Annotated in this window: 18 protein-coding genes; 10 read left to right on the top strand and 8 right to left on the bottom strand. The window is 72.3% G+C overall.

Annotated elements, in window-relative coordinates; translation table 11 throughout:
• The first annotated feature begins 174 nt into the window (after nt 1–174).
• Together IFT79_RS10300 and IFT79_RS10295 are read left to right on the top strand one after the other, a co-directional pair.
• Nucleotides 175–675: a MarR family winged helix-turn-helix transcriptional regulator gene (locus IFT79_RS10300; RefSeq protein WP_123572037.1), complete on the top strand. Its 501-nt coding sequence runs from the start codon at nt 175–177 to the stop codon at nt 673–675.
• Between the two features lie 179 nt (nt 676–854).
• A complete protein-coding gene (locus tag IFT79_RS10295; RefSeq protein WP_159825830.1) occupies nt 855–1,361 on the top strand; it encodes a mycothiol transferase in 507 nt (168 codons plus the stop codon).
• 111 nt (nt 1,362–1,472) lie between these two features.
• On the opposite strand, the gene IFT79_RS10290 is transcribed toward IFT79_RS10295, so the two are convergent.
• From IFT79_RS10290 to yczR, 5 genes are all read right to left on the bottom strand, one after another.
• Nucleotides 1,473–2,126, bottom strand: a complete 654-nt coding sequence (locus tag IFT79_RS10290) for a hypothetical protein (RefSeq protein ID WP_192124043.1) — start codon at nt 2,124–2,126, stop codon at nt 1,473–1,475.
• On the bottom strand, nt 2,123–2,854 hold the full coding sequence (locus IFT79_RS10285; RefSeq protein WP_123572034.1) for a hypothetical protein: 732 nt from the start codon (nt 2,852–2,854) through the stop codon (nt 2,123–2,125). The genes IFT79_RS10290 and IFT79_RS10285 overlap by 4 nt, the downstream gene beginning before the upstream one ends.
• A gap of 218 nt (nt 2,855–3,072) precedes the next feature.
• The gene (locus IFT79_RS10280; protein ID WP_192124041.1) at nt 3,073–5,235 is read right to left on the bottom strand and encodes a DEAD/DEAH box helicase; all 2,163 of its coding nucleotides are present in this window, start codon (nt 5,233–5,235) and stop codon (nt 3,073–3,075) included.
• A 280-nt stretch (nt 5,236–5,515) separates the two neighbouring features.
• Nucleotides 5,516–8,698, bottom strand: a complete 3,183-nt coding sequence (locus tag IFT79_RS10275; protein ID WP_192124038.1) for an efflux RND transporter permease subunit — start codon at nt 8,696–8,698, stop codon at nt 5,516–5,518.
• Nucleotides 8,699–8,861: 163 nt separating this feature from the next.
• Entirely contained in the window at nt 8,862–10,301 is a 1,440-nt protein-coding gene (gene yczR / locus IFT79_RS10270; RefSeq protein ID WP_192124036.1) for a MocR-like transcription factor YczR, read from the bottom strand.
• Between the two features lie 62 nt (nt 10,302–10,363).
• Here yczR and yczE point away from each other — a divergent pair, with 62 nt between their 5' ends.
• Nucleotides 10,364–10,990: a membrane protein YczE gene (gene yczE, locus IFT79_RS10265; RefSeq protein ID WP_056049470.1), complete on the top strand. Its 627-nt coding sequence runs from the start codon at nt 10,364–10,366 to the stop codon at nt 10,988–10,990.
• 104 nt (nt 10,991–11,094) lie between these two features.
• Nucleotides 11,095–13,371 (top strand): APC family permease, encoded by a 2,277-nt coding sequence (locus tag IFT79_RS10260; RefSeq protein ID WP_082460630.1) that lies wholly within the window; start codon nt 11,095–11,097, stop codon nt 13,369–13,371.
• Nucleotides 13,372–13,389: 18 nt separating this feature from the next.
• Here the strand turns inward: IFT79_RS10260 and IFT79_RS10255 are convergent, their stop codons facing one another.
• On the bottom strand, nt 13,390–14,388 hold the full coding sequence (locus IFT79_RS10255; protein ID WP_043597449.1) for a LacI family DNA-binding transcriptional regulator: 999 nt from the start codon (nt 14,386–14,388) through the stop codon (nt 13,390–13,392).
• Between the two features lie 245 nt (nt 14,389–14,633).
• Between IFT79_RS10255 and IFT79_RS10250 the strand changes: the two genes are divergently transcribed.
• The 4 genes from IFT79_RS10250 (at nt 14,634) to IFT79_RS10235 (ending at nt 20,129) form a co-directional block, all read left to right on the top strand.
• Nucleotides 14,634–15,887 carry a sugar ABC transporter substrate-binding protein gene (locus IFT79_RS10250; RefSeq protein WP_192124034.1) on the top strand — a complete coding sequence of 418 codons (1,254 nt, stop codon included), beginning with the start codon at nt 14,634–14,636 and terminating at the stop codon, nt 15,885–15,887.
• 210 nt (nt 15,888–16,097) lie between these two features.
• Nucleotides 16,098–17,186 carry a carbohydrate ABC transporter permease gene (locus tag IFT79_RS10245; protein WP_043597416.1) on the top strand — a complete coding sequence of 363 codons (1,089 nt, stop codon included), beginning with the start codon at nt 16,098–16,100 and terminating at the stop codon, nt 17,184–17,186.
• Complete coding sequence (locus IFT79_RS10240; protein ID WP_173151986.1) at nt 17,183–18,109, top strand: carbohydrate ABC transporter permease; 927 nt, start codon at nt 17,183–17,185, stop codon at nt 18,107–18,109. The genes IFT79_RS10245 and IFT79_RS10240 overlap by 4 nt, the downstream gene beginning before the upstream one ends.
• A gap of 64 nt (nt 18,110–18,173) precedes the next feature.
• Entirely contained in the window at nt 18,174–20,129 is a 1,956-nt protein-coding gene (locus tag IFT79_RS10235; RefSeq protein WP_192124032.1) for a glycogen debranching N-terminal domain-containing protein, read from the top strand.
• Nucleotides 20,130–20,214: 85 nt separating this feature from the next.
• Here IFT79_RS10235 and IFT79_RS10230 read toward each other — a convergent pair whose 3' ends face one another.
• A complete protein-coding gene (locus tag IFT79_RS10230; protein ID WP_192124030.1) occupies nt 20,215–21,375 on the bottom strand; it encodes an NAD(P)-binding domain-containing protein in 1,161 nt (386 codons plus the stop codon).
• 140 nt (nt 21,376–21,515) lie between these two features.
• Here IFT79_RS10230 and IFT79_RS10225 point away from each other — a divergent pair, with 140 nt between their 5' ends.
• On the top strand, nt 21,516–21,713 hold the full coding sequence (locus IFT79_RS10225) for a DUF3073 domain-containing protein (RefSeq protein ID WP_056227242.1): 198 nt from the start codon (nt 21,516–21,518) through the stop codon (nt 21,711–21,713).
• Between the two features lie 13 nt (nt 21,714–21,726).
• On the top strand, nt 21,727–22,113 hold the full coding sequence (locus tag IFT79_RS10220) for a VOC family protein (RefSeq protein WP_192124028.1): 387 nt from the start codon (nt 21,727–21,729) through the stop codon (nt 22,111–22,113).
• A 121-nt stretch (nt 22,114–22,234) separates the two neighbouring features.
• On the opposite strand, the gene IFT79_RS10215 is transcribed toward IFT79_RS10220, so the two are convergent.
• Nucleotides 22,235–22,456 carry a hypothetical protein gene (locus IFT79_RS10215; protein ID WP_056049486.1) on the bottom strand — a complete coding sequence of 74 codons (222 nt, stop codon included), beginning with the start codon at nt 22,454–22,456 and terminating at the stop codon, nt 22,235–22,237.
• Nucleotides 22,457–22,543 lie beyond the last annotated feature (87 nt).

The raw sequence follows: 22,543 nt of genomic DNA, 5'->3' as shown, positions 1-22,543 counted from the left end.
CCCGACAAGGGGAAGGCAACGACCGCGCGCTGGGCATTCGCTGCGCGGGGGTGGGTGATTCGAAGCTCGAACAACTCACTCGGCGAGGTATCGTGGCCTCCGTGGCGTCCGTCGCCGCGCCTCCTCGTCTTCGCTCCGTCCTCGCGTCGCCGTCCCGCCAGCAGAGAGCCCACCATGTCCGACGTCTCCCCTCAGCCGCCCGCCGGCTCCCCTCCGCCCCTCGACGACGAGGGCCAGTTCGACGTGACCCTCGTGCTCTCGGCGTACGCGTCGCTGCAGCGACAGGGCGAGCGCGTGCAGAAGGTCGTCGCCGACCACTTCGGCATGGGCACCACCGACCTCCGCTGCCTGACCTTCATCGCCACCGACCACGACACGACCCCGAAGCGCGCCGCCGAGTTCCTCGAGCTGTCGACCGGGGCGACGACCAGCCTGGTCGACCGGCTCGAGAGCGGCGGGTACATCTCGCGCCAGCCGCACCCCTCCGACCGGCGGAGCGTGCTGCTCGAACTGGCCCCGGCCGGACGCGAGGCGATCGACCAGATCCACGACTTCTACCGCCGGGCGTTCCGCGACGCGGTCGACCCGAACCACCTCGACTTCCTCGCGGCGGCGATGCGTGCGATCGGCGACTCGTTGACGCGCGCGGCGGCCGGCGACGACGCCGTCGGCTGAGCGACCACCACCGCCCCCGCCGCCACCGCCGCCACCGCCACCGCCACCGCCGGGTCGAACCACCGATGTGGCGTCGAACCACGCACTCCGGTGGTTCGACGCCACGTCGGTGGTTCGGTGTCGTCCGGATGGTCCTGGTGACCCGCACGGGCGCGCGCGGCCGGTCGTAGGGTGGGTCGATGACCCCCTCGGACGTCCTCGTCGAAGCCTTCTCGCGCCTCCCCGCCATCGCCGTGCGGGCGGTCGCCGACCTCTCGGTCGACGACCTCGCCTGGCGCCCCGACGACGAGGCGAACACGATCGCCTGGCTCGTCTGGCACACCGCGCGGGGGCAGGACGTCCAGATCGCCGACCTCGCCGCGTCGGAGCAGGTCTGGACGGCCGACGGCTGGGCCGAGTCGTTCGCGCTGCCGTTCTCGCCCGCCGAGATGGGCTACGGCATGTCCCCGGCCGACGTGGCCGCGGTGCGGGTCGACGCCGAGCTGTTGATCGGCTACCTCGAGGCCGTGACGCTGCGGACGCGCGGCTACCTCGACGACCTCGACGGCGCCTCGTACGACGACGTGGTCGACGAGGCCTGGGACCCTCCGGTCACGGCCGGCGCCCGTCTCGTCAGCATCCTGAACGACTGCGTGCAACACCTCGGCCAGGCCTCCTACGTGCGCGGCCTGCTCGACCGCCGCTAGCCGCCCGCCTGCCGGCCGCCCCACCGAATGCCAGCAATCCGCCGAGACCCTCTTGCGCGCGCGGGTGTCTCGACGACTTTCCGGGGTCTCACCAACGCAGGAGGCGCGGGTTCAGTCCTCGAGGGACGACGGGAAGTCGGTCGGCACCGTGAATCCGAGCCGCGCGGCCAGTTCGTCGAGCTCGGCCCGGCGCGCCTCGTACTCGGCGGCGAGCACCGGACCGACGACGGCGTCCGCGTGTGGCCAGCTGCCGTCGGACGTCGCCTCGCGCCACAACTCGATCGACGTGAGCGCGGATCGCGTGGCCACGCAGGCTCTCGCGAGGTCCACGACGTCCGCCACGGGGGCGTGCCCGGCATCCGCCCACTGCCGCACCTCGACGGGCACGTACTCGAGGACGCCGGGCGTCTCTGCTCGTGAGCGATGCCCGGCACGCACCCGTCCGCGCGTCCCGAGCCCGCCGATCCAGCGGGCGAGGGCACGGAGACCCGCCGACGTCGCCGCGCCCGCGGATGCTCCGGCGGCCACGGGCACGACGAACGACGGTGGTTCCCGCAAGCCCGCCACGTCCCAGGCGAGCCACCAGGCGACGGCCACCCCGAGCGTCACGCCTGCCCAGGAGGCCACGCGCCTGCCCGCCGAACCGTTCGAGACGAAGGCCCGGCGACGCACGACCTCCAAGGCGGCGTCGAGAGGGACGGACGGATCGGTGACGAGGTAATGGGTCTCGTCGCCTGCGCGGGCGACGCTCACGAAGGCCGTCATGCCGCGTCGTCCCTCATGAGCACGGGGTCGGGGTCGAACCCCAGCGGTCCCGCGACGACGCGGAGCGCCTCGGCGGCGTCGCCGATCGCCGAGCTGAGGGCGACGAGCGGCCGGGCGTCCGTGCGGCGGTCGAGTGGTAACTCGAGCTGAGGTCCCGGGTCGCCCACGAATTCCAGTGCTCCGTCGCCGTCCACGTCGACGTACCCGTGGAGGAGTTCCTCGACCGTCCACGAGGCCTCGACGAGTTCCGTGTACAACGACACGGCCTCGTTCAGTCGCCACACGTCCGAGGCGAGCGTCTCGTCGGTGACCCACCCGAGTACGTCGTCGTCCACCTCGACGATGCCGGGCGCCGTGACCGGTACCGGCAGGTCGGGAGTCGTCACCGCCCACACCCCCCTCGCGGCGAGACCAGCGGCGCCGAACAGGACGATCCCGCCGACGAGGTTGACGGTCCCCTCCGCCAGCGCCTCGGTCAGCTGCAACGCATCGACCACGTCGTCGATGCCCGCGCCACCCGCCACGACCACCAGCACGAACGCGAGCAGCGGCGCGTACCGCACCACCCTCCGCACCGGCCCGACGTACGTCCCGGAGTTCCGCCGCCGCAGCTCGGCCACCGCCGCATCGGCCGCCGCCGCGTCGAGCGACGGGTCGACGACGTGCCAGCGCCTCCGGTTCCCCAGGCGCACGCGCAGCAGGCCGGGGCGGTCGCGGGTCGGGGGCACATCGAGAGACTAGGGGGCGTGCGGCCTGCCCGCCGCGCCCCCGTCCACGGGACGTCCGCCGCGGGCCGGCGGCGCGCCTCCTCGGCTCGTCCGCCTCGCACGGCGTCCGCACGACGAAGAACCCCGTTCCGAACGATCGACCCACGCGATGCGGGGTCCGTCGTCCGGAACGGGGTCCGAGAGCAGGAGGCGCGGTGTGAGCCTCCGGGGAGGGCTCGCTACGCCTGCACTCCCGCGAGCTCGTCGATCAGACGGTCGCCGGAGCGGGCCTCGATCATCTCGGCGTCGATCTCGGCGCGGTCGAGCAGCTCTTCCATGCGACGGCGGCGCTGACGCGTGATGAGCGTGACGACGGTGCCCTCCTTGCCCGCGCGGCCGGTGCGGCCCGAGCGGTGCATGTAGGTCTTGTACTCGTCGGGCATGTCGGCCTGGACGACGAGCTCGATGTCGTCGACGTGGATGCCGCGGGCGGCGACGTCGGTCGCGACGAGCACGTTGACCTTGCCGCTCGTGAGCAGCTGGAGGTTGCGCGTGCGGCGGGCCTGGTTCAGGTCGCCGTGCAGGCTCGTCGAGCGGATGCCGGCGTCCTCGAGCTGGTCGGCGAGCTGCTCGGCGAAGGCGCGGGTGCGGGCGAAGACCAGGGTCTTGCCGCCGCCCGAGGCGAGCTGCTCGATGACCGCGGTCTTGTCGCGCTGCTCGATCAGGAGCACGCGGTGGTCGATCGTGGCGCTGGCCTGGTCCTCGCCGGCGACCTCGTGGACGGCCGGGTCGACCAGGAACTCGTCGACGAGCTTCGCCACGCCCTTGTCGAGCGTCGCGCTGAAGAGCAGCTTCTGGGCGCGGGCGCCGTCGGGGCGGACCGTCGCGGTCTCGCGGATGATGCGCTGCACCGGCTCGAGGAACCCGAGGTCGCACATGTGGTCGGCCTCGTCGAGCACGGTCACGACGACCTCGCTCAGGTCGAGACGACCCTGGTCGATGAGGTCCTCGATGCGGCCGGGGGTGCCGATCACGATGTCGACGCCGCGGTTGAGGGCACCGACCTGGCGCTGCTGGGGCACGCCGCCGTAGACCTGCGTGGTGAACAGGCCGACCGAGCGGGCGATGGGCTGCACGGTGCGGTCGATCTGCATGGCGAGCTCACGGGTCGGGGCGAGGATCAGGGCGCGGGGCTTGCGGCCCATCTTGCGGTTCTTCGCGCCGTTGTTCTCCATCAGCTTCTCGACCAGGGGGGCGCCGAAGGCGATCGTCTTGCCCGAACCCGTGCGGCCACGGCCGAGCACGTCACGACCGGCGAGCACGTCGGGGATCGTCGCGGCCTGGATCGCGAACGGAGCCGCGGCACCCATCGAGGCCAGCTGACGCTCGATGTTGTCGCCGAGGCCCAGGTCGCCGAAGCTCACGCCCTCGACGTCGGCCGCGGTGACGACCTCGGCCTTGAGCTTCTCGAGCTTGACGTCGTCCTCGGGCGAGTAGTGGGTCGCCGCGTCGCGCTTGGGGTAGAAGTCGCTCGAGCGGTCGCCGACGCGTGCCGGGCGGTCGGGGCGGTCGGTGCGGTCGAAGCTGCGGGGCGCGCGGTCGTCGCGCGCCGGGCGGTCGCTGCGGTCGAAGCTGCGGGCCGGGCGGGCGTCGCGGTCGAAACCACCGGAGGCGCGGCCACCGCGCTCGGGACGGTCACCGTACGAGCGCTGGGGGCGGTCGTCACGCGTGCGGTCGTCGCGCGCCGGGCGGTCGCTGCGGTCGAACGAACGAGGGGCGCGGTCGTCGCGCGCCGGGCGGTCGTTCCGGTCGTACGAACGAGGGGCACGGTCGTCGCGCGCCGGGCGATCGTTCCGGTCGAACGAACGAGGGGCACGATCGTCGCGGGCCGGGCGGTCGCTGCGGTCGTAGCTGCGGGCGCCACGGTCGTCGCGGGGAGCGCGATCGTCGCGTGCGGGGCGGTCCGAGCGGTCCCACGAGCGGGGTCCGCGGTCGGAGCCCCGGGCGGCGTCGCGGCCACCGTCGCGGCCGTAGCCGCGGGCGGCCTCGCGACCACCGTCACGGCCGAAGCGGGGAGCGGCGTCGCGGCCACGCTCGCCGTTGCGGCTGTCGAAGTCGCGGTTGCCGAAGCGGTTGCCGCCGGCCGGCTTCTCGCGGGGCTCCCAGTTGGGGCGGCGGTCGTCGGAGCGGGCCGCGCCGGGGGCACGGTTGCCGCCGCCGTCACGGGTGCCGAACTCGCGGCGTCCGCGGTCGGCGCGCTCGCTGGCGTCCCAGCGCTTCTTGGGGGCAGGGGCCCCGGCCTCGTCGGCGCGGTGGCCGCGGTGCTTGGGGCTCTTCGAGCCGGCCTTGGGGGCACCGCCGGTGCGGTCGGTGCGCGGGCGGGAGTTGTCGTAAGGAGACATGGAGGAGTTCTTTCCGGGCTTGTCAGAGATGACGCGAAGAAATACCCGGGCAGCCATTGACCAGGACCGTTCACAATCGTGAATTCATCCCGTCGTGACTCGACGGGAATCCGGCCCACAAGACTTACAAACCCTCGTGCTGTTCAAAGCTGTGCATGATCGGCACCTCCAGGTGCCGATGTGCTCGCGCCACAGGCGCGGTGTCTTGAGCCGACCCACCTACGATACCCGAGCCTCCCCCGAACCGGAAGCCCCGCCTCCTCGGGCACGCCGACCGAGGTCACCCCCGGGCGGCAGCCGTCTCGGCACCCTCGGCACGCTCGGCACCCGCGGCGCCCTCGCCCGACTCCGCCGCCCGTCGGTCGGCCCGGCGTTCGCCGATGCGCTCGAACAGGTAGTAGATGACGGGCAGCACCACGAGCGTCAGCAGGGTGGACGACACGAGCCCGCCGATCACGACGATGGCGAGCGGCTGCGAGATGAAGCCGCCGTGCCCGGTCACGCCGAGCGCCATCGGGGTGAGCGCGAAGATCGTGGCCGCCGCCGTCATGAGGATCGGCCGCAACCGCCGCGACGCTCCCTCGAGCAACGCCTCGCGCACGCGCAGACCCTTCTCGCGGTACTGGTTCACGAGGTCGATCAGCACGATGGCGTTGGTCACCACGATGCCCACGAGCATGAGCACGCCGATCAGCGATGCCACCCCGAGCGGCACGCCCGAGGCGAGCTGCAACAGGATCGCCCCGGTCGCCGCGAACGGGATCGACACGAGCAGCAGCAACGGCTGGATCAGGCTGCGGAACGTCGCCACCATCACGATGTAGACGATCAGGATCGCGATCAGCACGGCGAGGCCGAGCTGCGAGAAGGCGTTGGCCTGGTCGGCCGTCGCCCCACCGATGGTCGCGTCGGTCCCGTCGGGCAGGTCGACGGCGGCCACGGCGTCGGACACCTCGGTGCCGGCGGCCGAGAGGTCGTCGCTCGACGGCGTGATCGTCACGGTCGCCGAACGTACCGCGTCGGTCGTCGTAACGGAGGTCGGCCCGGTCGTCTGCTCGACCGTGGCGATGGAGTCGAGGCGCACGGGCCCGGTCGGGCTCGGCAGCTCGAGGGCCTTCAGCTCGTCGATGGTCGCCGGCGGCGTCGGGTCGACCGTGTAGACGTCGACCGAGCTGTCGTCGATCTCGAGCGACCCCACCCGGAAGGGCTGGATGGCCTGCGACACGATGCCCCCCACGGCGACCTCGCTGTAGCCGAGGGCCGCGGCCGCGACGCGGTCGACCTGCACGCCGATGACCGGCTGGGCCGCCTGCAGGTTGGAGCTGGCCTCGGCGGTGCCGGGAAGCCCCTGCACCTTCTTCAGCACGGCGTCCGTCGCGGTCTGCAGGCTGTCGGGGTCGGGTGCCGTGACGTCGACGGTGATGTCGTTGCTCGTGCCGAAGCCGCTCGACGCCGAGACCTCGATCTCGCCCGCGTCCGTGACGTCGTCCAGCCGGGACCGGACGTCGGCCTGCAGGGCGTCCTGGTCGGCGCTCTCGTCGGTGGTGATCGAGTAGGTGACGGTGCTGTCGCCCGATCCTCCGAGGAAGCTCGCGATCGACGTCCCGCTCGAGCCGATGGTCAGCTGCACCGTCTTGATGCCGTCGACGCCCTCGAGCACCTGCTCGACCCGGTCGGCGGCGTCGGACTGCGTCTGCAGGCTCGACGCGGGCGGCAGGGTCTGCGTGACGCTGAAGGTGTTCTGCCCGCTCGCCCCGAGGAAGTTCGTCTTCATGAAGGGGATGACGGCGCCCGTGCCCACGAGGATGAGCAACGCCACGAGGATCGTCACGACCGGACGCTGCAGGGTGCCCCGCAGCACCGGGACGTACGCGCGACGCAGGCGGTCGAGCGGCCGGGTGTCGGACGGGTCGGAGGCGCGGGTCGTCAACGACTCGACCGTCGCCCCCTCGACGGCGGCGGCCTCGCCCCCCGGCGCGTGCTTGTGGGCTTTCGGTGCCCGGAGGAACCAGTACGCCAGCACGGGCACGATCGTCAGCGCGACGAAGAGCGACGCGACGAGCGCGATGGTGACCGTCAGGGCGAACGGCCGGAACAGCTCGCCGGTGATGTTGCCGACGAAGGCCAGCGGCAGGAAGACCACGACGGTCGTGACCGTGGACGCGGTGATGGCACCCGCCACCTCGCGGACGCCGACCTTGATCGCTTCGAGCCGGTCGACGCCCGCGGTGAGGTGCCGCTTGATGTTCTCGATGACGACGATCGAGTCGTCGACCACGCGGCCGATGGCGATCGTCAGCGCACCCAGGGTCAGGATGTTCAGGGTGTAGTCCGCCGCCTGCAGCCCGATGAACGTGATGAGCACGCTCGTCGGGATGCTGATGGCGGTGACGATGGTCGACCGGATCGACAGCAGGAAGACCAGGATGACGATCACGGCGAACACGAGGCCGAGCAGCCCCTCTTCGGCGAGCGCGTCGATCGACTGCTGGATGAACGGCGCCTGGTCGAACACCACCGACAGCTCCACGCCGTCACCCAGGTCGGAGGCGAGGCCCGGGATGGCGTCGCGCACGGTCTGCGACACGTCGACGGTGTTGGCGTCGAGGGTCTTGGTGATGGCGACCGTGAGGGCGTCCTGCCCGTCGACGCGGCTGATCGAGGTGACGGGTGCGCCGGTCAGCTGCACGTCGGCGACGTCGCCGATCGTCGTGGCCGAGGTGCCGCCGAGGAGCGGCAGGGCGCGGATCTCGTCGACGCTCGTGAGTCTCTGACCGGCCTGGATGGACAGCGTCTTGCCGTCCTGCGTGAGGGTACCGCCGGGGATCAGCGTGCCGTTGGCGTCGAGGGCGTCCTGGAAGGCGGCCGTGGTCAGCCCCGCGGCGGCGAGCGCCGTCTGGTCGGGCGAGATGGTGACGCGTTGGCCGGCGTCGCCGTAGATCGAGGCCTCGCGGACGCCGTCGAGCTTCTGCAGGTCGGGCACCGTGACGGTGGTCAGCCGGTCGACGAGGGCCTGCGAGTCGGCAGAGTCGTAGCCGGTGACGGCGATCTGGATGACGGGCAGGTCGTCGAGGCTGCCCGTGACCACCTGGGTGTCGACGGAGTCGGGCAGCGAGAGCCGGTTGATGGCCGACTGGATCTTCTGCTCGGCCGAGTCGAGGTCGGTGCCGTAGGTGAACTCGGCCGAGACCGTGCTCTGCGAGGTGCTCGAGGTCGCCGAGGTGCCCTCGAGCCCGGGGATGATCTGGACGGCCTGCTCGATCGGGGTCGAGACGTCCTCGTTGACGACCTCGGGCGTGGCCCCCGGGTACGAGCTGACGATCGCGATCTGCGGGAACTGCACGTTGGGCGCGAGCTCTTGCTTGAGCGAGGTGAGGGCGATGCCGCCGAAGACGGCGACGACGATGGTGACGAGGGCGATCAGCGCGCGGTTGCGCAGGCTGAAGACGGACAGCAGGTGCACGGTGCTCCGGTGGTGAGAGGGAGAGCGGAGGAGGCGCGGTGAACGACGTGCACCGCACCTCCATTGTCACCAGCCTCTCTGGGAACTGGCGGCGGTTTCTTTCACGCTGTGCAGATCGCTGCCCGGTCGCCGTGACGGGGACGAGCCGACCGCAGGACCCGACTCAGACGACCTCGGCCAGCAGGGGCGAGGTCGGCGCCTGCACCCCGTCGACCCCGTCCCACGCGGCGCGCAGGGCGGCGAGCGCCCGGTCGGTGTCGCTGGCGGCGTACGAGAACGGCACGCGGAGGAACCGCTCGAACGCCCCGTCGATGCCGAACACCGGGCCGGCCGCGAGCAGCAGGCCCTCCCGGCGGGCCGCGAGGGTGAGCTGCGAACTGACCGGCGCCCCGAGCCCCACCCAGGTGGTGAGACCGCCCGCCGGCGACGGCACCTGCCACGACGGGAACGCCTCCCTCAGGCCGTGGACGACGCGGTCGCGACCTCGTCTCAGGTGGCCGGCCCGCGCCTCCAGCACGCGGTCGAAGTCGCCGAGCAGCTCGGCGACCACGAGCTGCTCGAGCACGGGGGTGCCCAGGTCGCCCGCCGAGCGGGCGCGCACGAGCCGCTCGACGAGCGGGCGCTCGGCACGGATCCAGCCGATGCGCAGCCCACCCCAGAGCGACTTGCCGACCGAGCCGATCGTGACCGCGCGTCCGTACGCGGCCATCGGCGAGGGGGCGTCCCGACGGTCGTCGATCGCCATCTCGGCCATGGTCTCGTCGGCGATCACGACGGTGCCCTCGGCGGCCGCCGCCTCGAGCACGCGCGCCCGCTGGTCGGCGGGCATCGTCGCGCCCGTGGGGTTGTGGAAGTCGGGCATCAGGTAGGCCACCGGCGGGCTGGTGCGCCGCAGGGTCTGCGTTAGCGCCGCTTCGTCCCAGCCGTCGTCGACGGTGACGCTGACCGGCACCAGGCGGGCGCCGGCGCCGCGGAGGGCCTCGAAGGCGTGCGGGTAGCCGGGCGCCTCGACGACGGCCCGGTCGCCGCGCGAGACCAGCACGCGGGCGAGCAGCGCGATCGCGTGCTGCGCCCCGAGGGTCACGACGATCTGGTCGGCAGTCGTCTCGAGCCCCCGCCGTCGGTACCGTTCGGCGATCGCCTCGCGCAGCACCGGCCGCCCGACCGGGTCGTAGCCCGGGTCGTCCAGGTACGCGCCGAGCCGCCCCGCCGCCCGTTGCGCCGCCTCGGCGATGCCGTCGACCGCGGGCAGCGCCGCCTTCGTCAGGTCGAGCAGCCCCTTGGTCGTCGTCGGACGCGGCACTGACGCGCGGGCCGGCAGCCGGACGACGCTGCCGCTGCCCCGCACGCTGTCGACGTGCCCCGTGTCGCGGAGGGCGGCGTAGGCCGCGGCCACGGTCGTGCGGCTGACCCCGAGGTGCGCGCAGAGGTCGCGTTCGGACGGCAGGCGGGTGCCGACCGGCAGCCGGCCGTCGAGCACGAGCAGGCGGATGCGGTCGGCGAGCGCCAGGTAGCCGGGAACCGAGGAGGCGCGCCACGAGTCGAGCAGGACGCCGAGCGCCCGCGACGAGACCGTGGTGGCACCGTGGTCGAGGTTGGTCACGCGGCCACCCTAGGCGGATTGGACCCTTGCCACCAGGCCAGTCGAGCGATTGGATCGACCCCATGCTCCTCTCGCGTCGCCTGCTGCAGTTGTTCGTCGGCCTCACCGCCTACGGCTTCGCCATCGCCCTCATGGTCCGCGCGGGCATCGGCGTCGCCCCGTGGGACGTGCTGTCACAGGGGCTCGTCCGCCACACCGGGCTGACGTTCGGCACCGTCACGTTCGTCACGAGCCTCGTCGTGCTCCTGCTCTGGATCCCCCTGCGCCAGCGACCCCGCTTCGGCACGATCGCCAACACCCTGATGATCGGTCCGGTCGCCGACCTCGGCCTGCGCGTCCTGCCACAGCAGACCGAGTGGTGGGCACAAGGCCTGACCTTCGCGGGCGGCCTGCTGTTGCTCGCCGTCGCGAGCGGCCTCTACATCGGAGCCGACTTCGGGCCGGGCCCTCGCGACGGGCTCATGCTCGGCCTCCACGCCCGGTTGGGCTGGCGGGTGGGCGTCGCGCGCACCGTCATCGAACTCACGGTCCTCGCCGCGGGGTGGCTGCTCGGCGGGCAGGTCGGCATCGGCACGGCGGCCGAGGCCCTGCTCATCGGCCCGCTCGTGGCGATCACGTTGCCGCTCTTCGCCCGGCGCCGGGTGGCGACCTCCGTGGTCGCCCCGGCCCGCGCCTCCTCGCCTGCCTGAGCCGCGGCCGGTACGAACCAGTTCGGACCGACCCGCGCTGACCGGGAATAAATCGTCCACGAGCGAAGTTGACAGGCCCTCGCACGGGAGTAGAGTCGCCGCTCGTGACCAACGACACCCGGTCGCCGAAGCGTTGGCTGATCGGTGAACCCCTCCCCTCGGAGAAGCTCGAGGGGCAGCTGCTCCCGAAGCACCTCGCACTGCCGATCTTCGCCAGCGACCCGCTCAGCTCGGTGGCCTACGCGCCGCAAGAACTGCTGATGATCCTGCTGATCGGCGGCCTCGGGTTCCTGACCCTCGCGCCGTGGGTGGCCGTCGCGGTCGTCGTCCTGCTGCTGGTCGTGGTGGCGTCGTACCGTCAGCTGATCAAGGCGTACCCGTCGGGCGGCGGCGACTACGAGGTCGCCCACAAGAACCTCGGCGAGAAGGCCGGGCTCGTGGTCGCCTCGGCGCTGCTCGTCGACTACGTCATGACGGTGGCCGTGTCGGTCGCCTCGGGCGTGGACAACATCATCTCGGCCGTTCCCGAACTGGCGCCGGTGCGCGTCGAGCTCGCGATCTTCTTCGTCGTCCTGCTGGCGGCCGTCAACCTCCGGGGCGTGCGCGAGTCGAGCAAGGCCTTCGCGATCCCCACCTACCTCTTCGTGTCGAGCGTCTTCGTCATGATCGTCATCGCCCTGGTGCGCACCGCCCTCGGCGACCCGCCCGTCGCCGAGAGCGCCGAGTACACGGTGCAGGCCGACCAGCTGACGCAGGCCGCCTTCATCCTGCTGTTGCTGCGGGCGTTCTCGAGCGGCTGCTCGGCCCTGACCGGCGTCGAGGCGATCGCCAACGGCGTGCCCGCGTTCCGGCGGCCCAAGGTGCAGAACGCCCAGAAGACCCTCGTGCTGATGGGCAGCATCGCCATCGTCCTGTTCGCCGGCCTCGTCGCCGTCGCCTTGATCGCCAAGGTGCACTACGCCGAGGACGCCTGCGACCTCCAGGGGTTCGTCGACTGCGCCACCACGCCGCAGCGCAGCCTCGTCGCGCAGATCGCGAGCGCGGTCTTCGGCGGGTCGCTGTTCGGCATCCCCTTCTACGTGATCCAGGCCTGCACCGCGGCGGTGCTGTTGCTGGCGGCGAACACGGCCTTCAACGGGTTCCCCTTGCTCGGGTCGATCCTGGCCCGCGACCAGTACGCCCCCAAGGCGCTCAACACGCGCGGCGACCGACTGATCTACTCGAACGGCGTGATCGTGCTGGCGCTGGTGGCCTGCGCCATCCTGCTCGTCTACCAGGCCAGCGTCACCGGGCTGATCCAGCTGTACATCATCGGCGTCTTCGTCTCGTTCACGCTCGGCCAGACCGGCATGGTCGTCCACTGGACCCGCATGCTGCGCGAGGGATGCGCCGACCGTGGAGCGGTGTACCGCGCCCGCGGCATCAACGCCTTCGGCGCCCTGCTCACGGCGTCGGTGCTGATCGTCGTGACGGTGACCAAGTTCACGCACGGCGCCTGGCTGGTGTTCGTCATCATGCCGATCCTCTTCGTGCTGATGCTCGGCGTGAACCGCTACTACCGGGACGTGCTCGTCGAGATCGAGCCCGACGCCACGACGCAGTTCGGCTCGCACGGCGACCACGCGATCGTGCTGGTCGGCACCATGCAGAAGCCCGTGCTGAAGGCCCTCGACTACGCCATCGCCGCACGCCACGAGTCGCTCGAGGCGATCCACGTGGGCATCGACGACGAAGCAACGGCGCTCCTGCAGCGTCAGTGGGCCGAGCAGGACATCGAGGTGCCCCTGCGCATCGTCGCCTCGCCGTACCGCGACATCAGCATGCCGCTGATCAAGTACATCAAGGCCCACCGTGAAGAGCACGGCAGCGAGGTCGTCACGGTCTACACGCCCATCTACATCGTCGGCCACTGGTGGGAGGCCGCGCTGCACAACCACAAGAGCCGCCGCATCCGCCAGAAGCTCATGCTCGTGCACGGCGTGACGATCTCGCTCGTGCCGTGGCTGCTCGACTCGTCCGAGGTGCTCTACGGGCGTCGATCGCGGCCGATCCCCGGCCAGGACCGCCGTGGCGAGCCGATCCGCCCCCGCCCCGTGCCGCGCCGCGTGCTCGAGCCGGCCGGTCGCCGGTCGGGCGCCGCCGGCGGGGCCCTGGGCGCCGACGCGGGCCCGGACGGCCGCGCCGGGGCGGCGGTCGAAGGAGGCGCGGTGCAGCGGGGCCTCGACGTCCAGCCCGCGCAGAACGGCACGAAACCCGGCCCGAAGCAGACCCCGCGCGCACCGGGCTCGGCGGCCGGCAACCGCGGAGGCGGCGCCGCCGCACGCAAGGCCCGCTCGGCCGCCCGCAACTCGACCGGCACCTCCCCCCGCAAGAAGAAGTAGCGCCGGCGCCCGGGAGCGTCAGCGCCAGACGGTGCGGGGCCGCAGCAGCCGGTGCCGCGGCTCGCTGTCGTCGAGCAGCAGCGAGAGCACGGCTCCTGCGACGTCGACGAGCGGTTGCTCGACGCTCGACAGGCCGAGCGCCGAGGCGACCGGGGTGTCGTCGTAGCCCACGACCGGCACCGATGACCCCAGCACGACCGATGCCCCGAGCGCGAGGGTGTCGCTCGCGCACACCACGGCGTCCACCGCGACTCCCGCGTCGAGCACCGACCGGACCGCAGCCGAGGCGAGCGGCACCGAGTCCTCGACGGCCAGGTCGAGCGCGTCGATCGAGGCCGGATCGAGCGTGCCCCGTGACGCGAGCGCCTCGCGCCACCCGCGCCTCCGGTCGTCCCCGGCGCCCGAGCCGGCGGGCCAGCCGAGGAAGGCCACGTGCGTCGCACCCCGGTCGAGCAGGTCGTCGGTCGTCGAGGCGAGGCCGGCGCGTCCGTCGACGTCGACCCAGCGGTGTTGCGGGTCGCCCATGTCGTCGATCCCCCAGGGCCGACCGAAGGTGACGAAGTCGGCGCCGGCGTCGATCAGCCATTCGGTGCGCGGGTCGTCGAAGAACGTCGAGGTGAGCACGAACCCGTCGACGTCGGCGCCGTCGAGCAGGCGGCGGAACTGGGCGATCTCGTCGTCGGGCCCGGCCGCCGTGTACAGCAGGATGCGGTGGTCGCGAGCGTCGGCCTGCTCGGTGACCGCGTGCAGGAACCGGTCGAGCACCGCGCCCGAGATGCCGTTCTGCACGGGGTCGAGCCGGATGCCGATGGTCGAGCTCTTGCGGGTGCGCAATCGTCGCGCCGACGCGTGCGGCCGGTAGCCGAGGTCCGCGATCGCCCGCTCGACCCGGCCCCGCGTGTCGGGTCGGACGATGTCGGGCGCGTTCAGCACGTTCGAGACGGTCTGCCGCGACACCCCCGCGACCGAGGCGACGTCGCTGACGGTCGGGAGGCGCGGTGTCGGAACCCGAGTCATCGCGCCCTCCACCCCGGCGCCGGTCGGCGGCCTCGGGTCACGTTACCCCAGCGCCCGGGTGCCTCTCGGCTCCCCGGTCTTGACACCCACGGGGCGGCCTGCCTACTCTGACGACACGGATTTGATCGATCAAATCGCACGTCCGCCCCCGCTCCATCCCGAGGCGCCACCCCGGCACCACACCCCGGCACCACACCCCGACCACAGCACCCGCACCATCGCAACGACGCGACGAGAGGCCCACCATGCGACGACGCACGACCCGCCTGGCGGCAGCAGCCGCCCTCACCACCATCTCGGCCCTGGCCCTCACGGCCTGCGGCTCCGGCTTCAGCGAGGGGTCGGGCGCCGCGAGCGACGGCGCCCTCACCAGCAGCGACGACTCGCTGACCGTGCTGATCGGCTCGAGCGGAGACGCCGAGACGAAGGCCGTCACCGAGGCCGTCGCGAGCTGGTCCGACGACTCGGGCACCGGCGCCGAGGTCAGCGTGGCCTCCGACCTGCCGCAGCAGCTCAGCCAGGGCTTCGCCTCGGGCGAGCCGGCCGACGTGTTCTACGTCTCGACCGACACGCTCGCGGGCTTCGCCGGCAACGGCAGCCTGCTGGCCTACGGCGACCAGCTCGCCAACGAGGGCGACTTCTTCCCGACCCTCGTCGACAGTTTCACGCTCGACGACCGGTTCTACTGCGCGCCCAAGGACTTCTCGACCCTCGGCCTGATCATCAACACCGACATGTGGGCCGCGGCCGGCCTGACCGACGCCGACGTCCCGACCGACTGGGACTCGCTGAAGGCGGTCGCCGCGAAGCTCACGACGGCCGACAACGTGGGCCTGGCCTTCAGCCCCGAGTACGCCCGGGTGGGCGCGTTCATGGCGCAGGCCGGCGGCGCGGTGACCACCGCCGACGGCACCGAGGCGACGCTCGACTCGTCCGAGAACGTCGAGGCGCTGACCTACGTGAAGGACCTGCTGACCAGCGGCGACGCCGCGTTCTCGAGCGACCTCGGCGCGGGCTGGGGCGGCGAGGCCTTCGGCACGGGCAAGGCGGCGATGACCATCGAGGGCAACTGGATCACCGGCGCACTCACCAACGACTACCCCGACGTGTCGTACCAGGTGGCCGAGCTGCCCGCCGGCCCCGGCGGCCAGGGCACGTTGCAGTTCACCAACTGCTGGGGCATCGCCGCCGACAGCCCCAACCAGCAGGCCGCCGTCGACCTCGTCGAGCAGCTGACGAGCACCGACCAGCAGCTCGCCTTCGCCGACGCGTTCGGCGTCATGCCCTCGATCCAGTCGGCCGCCGACACCTGGAAGTCCGACAACCCCGACCAGGCCGCGTTCCTCGACTCGGTCGAGTTCGCCCAGGGCACGCCCACGCAGGACGGGTCCGCCGCCGTGATCAGCGACTTCAACTCGCAGCTCTCCGGCCTGAAGGACGGCGACCCGAAGACGATCCTCGAGTCCGCGCAGAAGAACTTCGAGGCGATCCTCCAGTAACCCTCGGGGCACCGCGCCTCCCCCGGCGCGGTGCCTCGCACTCCCCACCCGACGGGGGCGGCCGGGGCCGCGACGCGTCCTCCCCAGGGCGGTCGCGCCTCCGTCCCTCCCCGGTCCTGCTCCCCGCCTCCCCCGCGGCCGCGCCTCGTCGGCGATCATCCGAGGAGGCGCGACCCATCGACCCGAGACAGCGCACGAAAGGCAGTCCCCATGACCGCGATCTCGACCAAGGCCCCCCGCCGGCGCAGCGCCGTCTCGCGCGGCGAGGGCCTCTCGGGCTGGCTGTTCGTCTCGCCCGTGCTGATCGTCCTGGGCCTCTTCCTGGCCGTGCCCGTCCTGATGGCCCTCTGGGTCAGCGTCTCGGACTGGACCGGCCGGGGCTCCCCCTTCGCGGCCGGCGTCGGCTTCGTCGGGGCGCAGAACTACCGAGACCTGCTCGGCGGCGGCGGCCTGGCCGAGCGCGACTTCGGCCTGAGCCTGCGCAACAACGCCTGGTACGTGATCCTCGTCGTGCCCATCCAGACCGCCGTGGCTCTGCTGCTCGCCGTGTTGGTGAACCGCCAGGTGCTGCGCGGCCGCGGGTTCTTCCGCACCGCGTTCTACTTCCCGTCGGTGACCAGCTCGGTCGCCATCACCGTCCTGTGGCTGTTCCTGTTCTCGCAGAGCGGCGCGGTGAACAAGCTGCTCTCGTTCGTCGGCATCACCGGGCCCGCGTGGTTCAACGACGCCAGCGGCGTGCTGCACAACCTGCTCGCCGTCGTCGGCGTCACGCAGCCCCCGGCCCTGCTGGCCGACCACACCGCCCTCGGCGTCAGCTGGTGGGACTGGCTGGCCGGGCCGTCGGTCGCGATGTCCGCGTTCATCCTGATGGCCGTCTTCACCACCAGTGGCACGTTCATGCTGCTCTTCCTGGCGGCCCTGCAGAACCTCGGTGGCGACGTCCAAGAGGCCGCGATGATGGACGGCGCGAGCGGCTGGCAGCGCTTCTGGCGCATCACGTTGCCGCAACTGCGACCGACGCTCTTCACGGTCCTCACCCTCGGCCTCATCGGCACCTGGCAGGTCTTCGACCAGATCTACACGGGCACCCAGGGCGGCCCGCAGAAGACCACGCTGACGCCCGCCTACCTCTCGTACACCTCGGCGTTCGGCGAACAGGAGTGGGGTCGCGGCGCGGCCATCGCCTTCGTGCTGTTCGTCATCATCGTCGCCTTGACGATCCTGCAGCGCATCGTGCTGCGCGAACGGGCCGTGTCGAAGAGACGCACCCGGCTCTACACGACAGGAGTCGAGCGATGACCACGACCGCACCGATCGCCGACCGGACGAACCCCTCCTCGCCGGTCGCGCCTCCCCCGGCCCCACCTCACCCGGCCGGGCGCGAGCCCCGCAGCACGCGACGCATCGCCGGCACCTCGGTGCTCTACGCCGTGCTGATCGTCATCGCGGCGATCTACATCCTGCCGTTCCTGATCAACGTGGCGACGTCGTTCAAGACCGACCCCGAGGCGGCCTCCGACCCGCTGGCGTTGATCCCGATCACGCCGACGGTCGCCGCCTACCGCCAGCTGTTCCTCAACAGCGACTTCCCGACCTGGTTCCAGAACTCGGCGATCGTGACGATCGTGGTGACGCTCGGGCGGGTCTTCTTCAACTCGCTCGCCGGCTACGCCCTGGCGCGGCTGCAGTTCCGGGGGCGCAACGTCATCTTCGTGCTGCTGATCGGCGTGATGGCGGTGCCGACGGTCGTGCTGCTCATCCCGAAGTTCCTGGTGATCAACCAGCTCGGCATGTACGACTCGTACTCGGGCATGATCGTGCCGCTGCTGACCGACGCCGCCGGGGTCTTCATCATGAAGAACTTCTTCGAGTCGATCCCGCGCAGCGTCGAAGAGCAGGCGCGCATCGACGGCGCCGGCACCTTCCGGGTCTTCTGGTCGATCGTCCTGCCCATGGCTCGCCCGGCCCTCGTGACGATCATCATCCTGTCGTTCCAGGGGTCGTGGAACGAGCTCTCGCACTTCATCGTGTCGACCCAGTCGCCCGAGCTGACCACCCTCACCAAGGGCGTCGCGAGCCTCGCCTCGGGGCAGCTGAGCCAGGGGTCGCAGTACCCGATCAAGCTCGCGGCCGCCGCGGTCATGACGATCCCGGTCGCCATCGTCTTCTTCGTCTTCCAGCGCCGCATCATGAACGCCAGCGCCGGGGCCGTCAAAGAGTGATGCACGCCGCGACGCCCACCCCGTCGCACCCCACGCCCGCCACCCGGAGCCCCAGGAGCCCCCGATGACCCAGACCTCCCCCCTCGATTCCGACCACGCCGACCGGTCGACCCCGACACCCGGCCTCCAGCCGTTCCTCGCCGCCGAGACCGTCGTGCTGAGGGCTCCCGTCCAGGCGTGGTCGGCCGCCGACGGGTCGATGGGCGCGGCGACGATCCACGGCGTCTACCTCGGCGACGTGCGTCTCGTCGCCGGGCACGGCGTCACCGTCGACGGCCTCGTCCCCGAGCACGTGGCCACGGTGCCCCTCGGAGCCTCGTCGGTCCGCTTCGAGTCGCTGCTGCGCGGCCTCGACGACGCCGGAGCCGACCCCGACGTCCGCCTGAGCTCGCTCCGTGACGTCACGACCACGGGCGTCCACGAGCGCCACACGGTCACCTCCCGGCTCGACCGCGAGCTCACGGTCACCCTGGCCGCGACCCTCCGACCCGACGCCTCCCCCATGGACCACGTGAAGGCCGGGATCGTGGGCGCGCCCGTGCGCGACGCGACGCTCACGTCCGACGGCACCCGCGCCTCCTGGCGGGCAGAAGGAGTCCGGGTCGACCTCGAGACCCGAGGAGGCGCGATGCGGGACACCCCGGCCGGCCTCGTCGTCGAGTGGGTCGCCGTCGTCCCCGCCCGGAGTTCCGTGACGGTCGGTCTCGACCTGGTCGCGACCGCCCCCGACGCCGTCGTCCGGGGCGTGCGGACGCCGCCGCACTGGGCCGACCTCGACCCGGCGCCGCGTGACGGCCGGCTCGCCCGCTGGGTCGACCGTGCCCGCGACGACCTGGCGGCGCTCCGGCTGACCACGACGACGGCACCCGACGACGTGTTCTACGCCGCAGGTGCGCCCTGGTTCTTCACGCTCTTCGGCCGTGACTCGCTTTGGGCCGCCCGCTTCACCCTGCCCCTCGACCTCACGGTCGCGGGCGGCACCCTGCGGGTGCTGGCGGGCCTCCAGGGCACTCGACACGTGCCGGGGACGGCCGAGCAGCCGGGCAAGATCATGCACGAACTCCGTCAACGGACGTTGACGATCCCCGGTGAGGACGTGAGCCTGCCCCCGCTCTACTACGGCACCGTCGACGCGACCGCGCTCTGGATCTGCCTGCTGCACGACGCCTGGCGCTGGGGCCTGCCGCGGGCCGAGGTCGAGGCGCTGCTGCCGCACCTCGACGCAGCCCTCGCCTGGATGCGCGACTCGGGCGACAGCGACGGCGACCTGCTGCTCGAGTACGTCGACGAGACCGGCCACGGCTTGGCGAACCAGGGTTGGAAGGACTCCGGGGACAGCGTCCAGTGGCGCGACGGAACCCTCGCCGAGGGGCCGATCGCGCTCTGCGAGGTGCAGGCCTACGCGTACGAGGCGGCCGTGCACGGGGCCGACCTGCTCGACGCTTTCGGTCGGGCGGGCGGCGACGCGTGGCGCGACTGGGCGGGGCGCCTGCGCGACCGGTTCCGCGCCTCCTTCTGGGTCGACGACGCCGCGGGCGCCTACCCGGCGATCGCCCTCGACGCGGCCAAGCGGCCGGTCGACACGGTCACGAGCAACCTCGGGCACCTGCTCGGCACGGGTCTGCTCGACCCGGACGAGGAGGCGCTGGTCGCGTCCCGCCTCGTCTCGCCCGAGCTGTCCAGCGGATTCGGCCTCCGCACGATGTCGACCGACAGCGCCGGCTACTGGCCCCTGAGCTACCACGGGGGCAGCGTCTGGACCCACGACACGGCCATCGCGGTGCAGGGCCTGGCCCGGGCCGGGTTCGCCGACGAGGCCGCGGTGCTCGCCGAGGGCCTGCTCGCGGCGGCGCCGACCTTCGACTACCGGATGCCCGAGCTCCACTCGGGCGACCCGGCCCGCGAGGTGCCGTCGCCCGTGCCGTACCCCGCCTCGTGCCGCCCCCAGGCCTGGTCCGCCGCAGCCGCCGTCGCCGTCTGGTCCGCCACGCACGCCGTGCGCCCGCCCCGCCACCCATGACCGCTCGCCCCGCTGGCCCCGCCGCCGATGGTGCGCGCACCCTCCCGCCGAACGCGGGCGAGCCCGCGCACGGGCATCGCCTGCGTCACCCCTGCCGTCGGCGCTCGGCGTCGCTCTCCGACAACCGCGCGACCACCTGACGGGCGATCGCCCGGCCGGCCCGGTTCGCCCCGATCGTCGAGGCCTGCGGCCCGTAGCCCGCGAAGAACAGCCGCGGGTCGAGGGTGGAGGCGCCGCCCTCGACGCTCACGCCCCCGTCGGCCGAGCGCAGTCCGAGCGGCGCCAGGTGACGCAGCTCGGGCCGGAACCCGGTCGCCCAGACGATCGCGTCCGCGTGGGCGGAGGTGCCGTCGGCCCATCGCACCCCGTCGGGTTCGACGGTCGCGAACATCGGCCGCTCGACCAGCACGCCGCGCTCGATGCCCGACACGAAGCGCCGGGTGCGGGGCACGCCCGTCCCGCTGACGATGCTCGGCAGCGCCTGCCCCGCCCGTGCCGCGCGGTCCTGCGCGGCGACCGCCGCGACGGCCGACTCGACGTCGAGCTCGCCCTGGTCGAGCCAGTCGACCGACCGGCGGGTCACCCACGTCGTCGAGGCCGCGACGCCGTCGAGCTCCAACACGAATCCGATCGCGCTCGTGCCGCCGCCGACGACGACGACGTCGAGCCCCTCGAGCTCGGAGGCCGCCCGGTAGTCCGAGGTGTGCAGCTGACGCCCGCGGAAGGTGTCGCGCCCGGGGTACCACGGCACGAACGGGGCGCCCCAGGTGCCGGTCGCGTTCACGACGACCTCGGCCCGCAGAGCGCCGAACCCCGGCCCTGTCGCCGCAGCCGGAGCGCCCCCCGAGGAGGCGCGCCTCGCCCACCGCACCGAGAACCCGTCGCCCAGCCCGGTCACCTCGGTCACCTCGACCGGGCGCCGCACGTCGAGCCCGAGCGCGTCCTCGTACCGGGCGTACCGGTCGGCGACGACGTCACGCGCCGGGGCCGACCGGTCGGCGTCGGCGAACCCCAGCCCCAGCTCGGCCATGCCCGGCAGGTCGTGCACCCGGTGCGCGGCACCCAGCCGCAGGCTCTCCCAGCGGTGCTGCCACGCGCCTCCGGTTCCGGGGCCCCGGTCGAGGACGACGAGATCGCGACCCACCTCGAGTCCGAGCCGGCGCAGGTACCACGAGACCGACAACCCGGCCTGGCCCGCACCGATCACGAGGACCCTCGTCCGCTCGCCTTCGCCCCCTGCAGTCATCCGGACCATCATGCCCGTCCGAGGCGGCAGCCGGGGCTAGGGGTACATGATAAGATCGGTCCAGTTTTTCACCAGCATCCTGTCGGCAGTTCCCGGGTCGTCCGACACCGTTTCCGGGCCGAGTTCAGAGGGGGTCACGCATGGGGCGCGGCCGTCAAAAAGCCAAGCACACCAAGGTCGCCAGAGAGCTGAAGTACTTCAGCCCTGACACCAACTACGGTGCACTCGAAAAAGAGTTGGCGACGAAGAACGACTCCGGCGACGAATACGTCGACAAATGGGCCGACGACTTCGACGACGAATACGACACCGAGCACGACCAGAACAAGAGCGCCTGAGGCCGGCCGGCTGATGACCTCTTCGTCCTCGTCCCTCGCCTGGGAGCAGGTCGTCGTCGACGCGAGCGACCCGGCCGGGCTCGCCCGTTGGTGGGCCGACGCCCTCGGGTGGGTGTTCGTCTCGGTCGACGACGACGAGCCCGAGATCCGTCCGACGGCCGACACGCTGCCGGGGCTCCTCTTCGTGAGCGTCCCCGAGGCCAAGACGGTCAAGAACCGTCTGCACCTCGACTTCCGTCCGACGCCGGTCGACGGCCAGAGCCGCGAGGCGACGCAGGCCGACGAGGTCGCGCGGCTCGAATCGCTCGGGGCCGTCCGCGCACAGGTCGGCCAAGACGACACGGACGTGTCGTGGGTCGTCCTCGCCGACCCCGAGGGCAACGAGTTCTGCATCCTCTGAGTCCGCACCACGCACGCCACACGACGACGGCCCCTCGATCTCGAGGGGCCGTCGTCGTGTGTCACCAGCTCACCGGGTGACGGGCCGAACCGGCGACGCGGCCGCCGTCAGGAGGCGCGGCTCAGCCGCCGACGAGCGTCGCGACCGCGGGCAACAGCCCCACGACCAACAGCAGGATCATGCCGCCGGCCGTGAGGGCCGCGACCTTGCGCCCGCCGGTGACGGGTGACGCGGACGACCGCAGCGGCGCGGGCTGGGCGGGGACGCGGCTGACCCGGGCGCTGCGCGGAGCGGCGACCGCCGCGCGCGAGACGGTGGAGAGGGGGATGCGGGTGGTGCTCATGGGTCGACTCCTTCGTCGTCCGGTCTGACGTCGTCGTCAGGACGCCCGGCAGGGGCGTGGCTTCATCGTACGTCCGCCGCCGGACGA

Origin of the sequence: Frigoribacterium sp. CFBP 8759 (assembly GCF_014841655.1) — a bacterium.
Classification (GTDB): domain Bacteria; phylum Actinomycetota; class Actinomycetes; order Actinomycetales; family Microbacteriaceae; genus Frigoribacterium.
Note: the sequence above shows the minus strand (reverse complement) of the source record. Positions and strands in the feature narration are given on the sequence as shown.

Coding starts and splice junctions, on each gene's coding strand:
- IFT79_RS10300 (WP_123572037.1), top strand. CDS start 175: ATGTCCGACGTCTCCCCTCAGCCGCCCGCCGGCTCCCCTCCGCCCCTC.
- IFT79_RS10295 (WP_159825830.1), top strand. CDS start 855: ATGACCCCCTCGGACGTCCTCGTCGAAGCCTTCTCGCGCCTCCCCGCC.
- IFT79_RS10290 (WP_192124043.1), bottom strand. CDS start 2,126: ATGACGGCCTTCGTGAGCGTCGCCCGCGCAGGCGACGAGACCCATTAC.
- IFT79_RS10280 (WP_192124041.1), bottom strand. CDS start 5,235: ATGTCTCCTTACGACAACTCCCGCCCGCGCACCGACCGCACCGGCGGT.
- yczE (WP_056049470.1), top strand. CDS start 10,364: ATGCTCCTCTCGCGTCGCCTGCTGCAGTTGTTCGTCGGCCTCACCGCC.
- IFT79_RS10255 (WP_043597449.1), bottom strand. CDS start 14,388: ATGACTCGGGTTCCGACACCGCGCCTCCCGACCGTCAGCGACGTCGCC.
- IFT79_RS10250 (WP_192124034.1), top strand. CDS start 14,634: ATGCGACGACGCACGACCCGCCTGGCGGCAGCAGCCGCCCTCACCACC.
- IFT79_RS10245 (WP_043597416.1), top strand. CDS start 16,098: ATGACCGCGATCTCGACCAAGGCCCCCCGCCGGCGCAGCGCCGTCTCG.
- IFT79_RS10240 (WP_173151986.1), top strand. CDS start 17,183: ATGACCACGACCGCACCGATCGCCGACCGGACGAACCCCTCCTCGCCG.
- IFT79_RS10235 (WP_192124032.1), top strand. CDS start 18,174: ATGACCCAGACCTCCCCCCTCGATTCCGACCACGCCGACCGGTCGACC.
- IFT79_RS10230 (WP_192124030.1), bottom strand. CDS start 21,375: ATGACTGCAGGGGGCGAAGGCGAGCGGACGAGGGTCCTCGTGATCGGT.
- IFT79_RS10225 (WP_056227242.1), top strand. CDS start 21,516: ATGGGGCGCGGCCGTCAAAAAGCCAAGCACACCAAGGTCGCCAGAGAG.
- IFT79_RS10220 (WP_192124028.1), top strand. CDS start 21,727: ATGACCTCTTCGTCCTCGTCCCTCGCCTGGGAGCAGGTCGTCGTCGAC.
- IFT79_RS10215 (WP_056049486.1), bottom strand. CDS start 22,456: ATGAGCACCACCCGCATCCCCCTCTCCACCGTCTCGCGCGCGGCGGTC.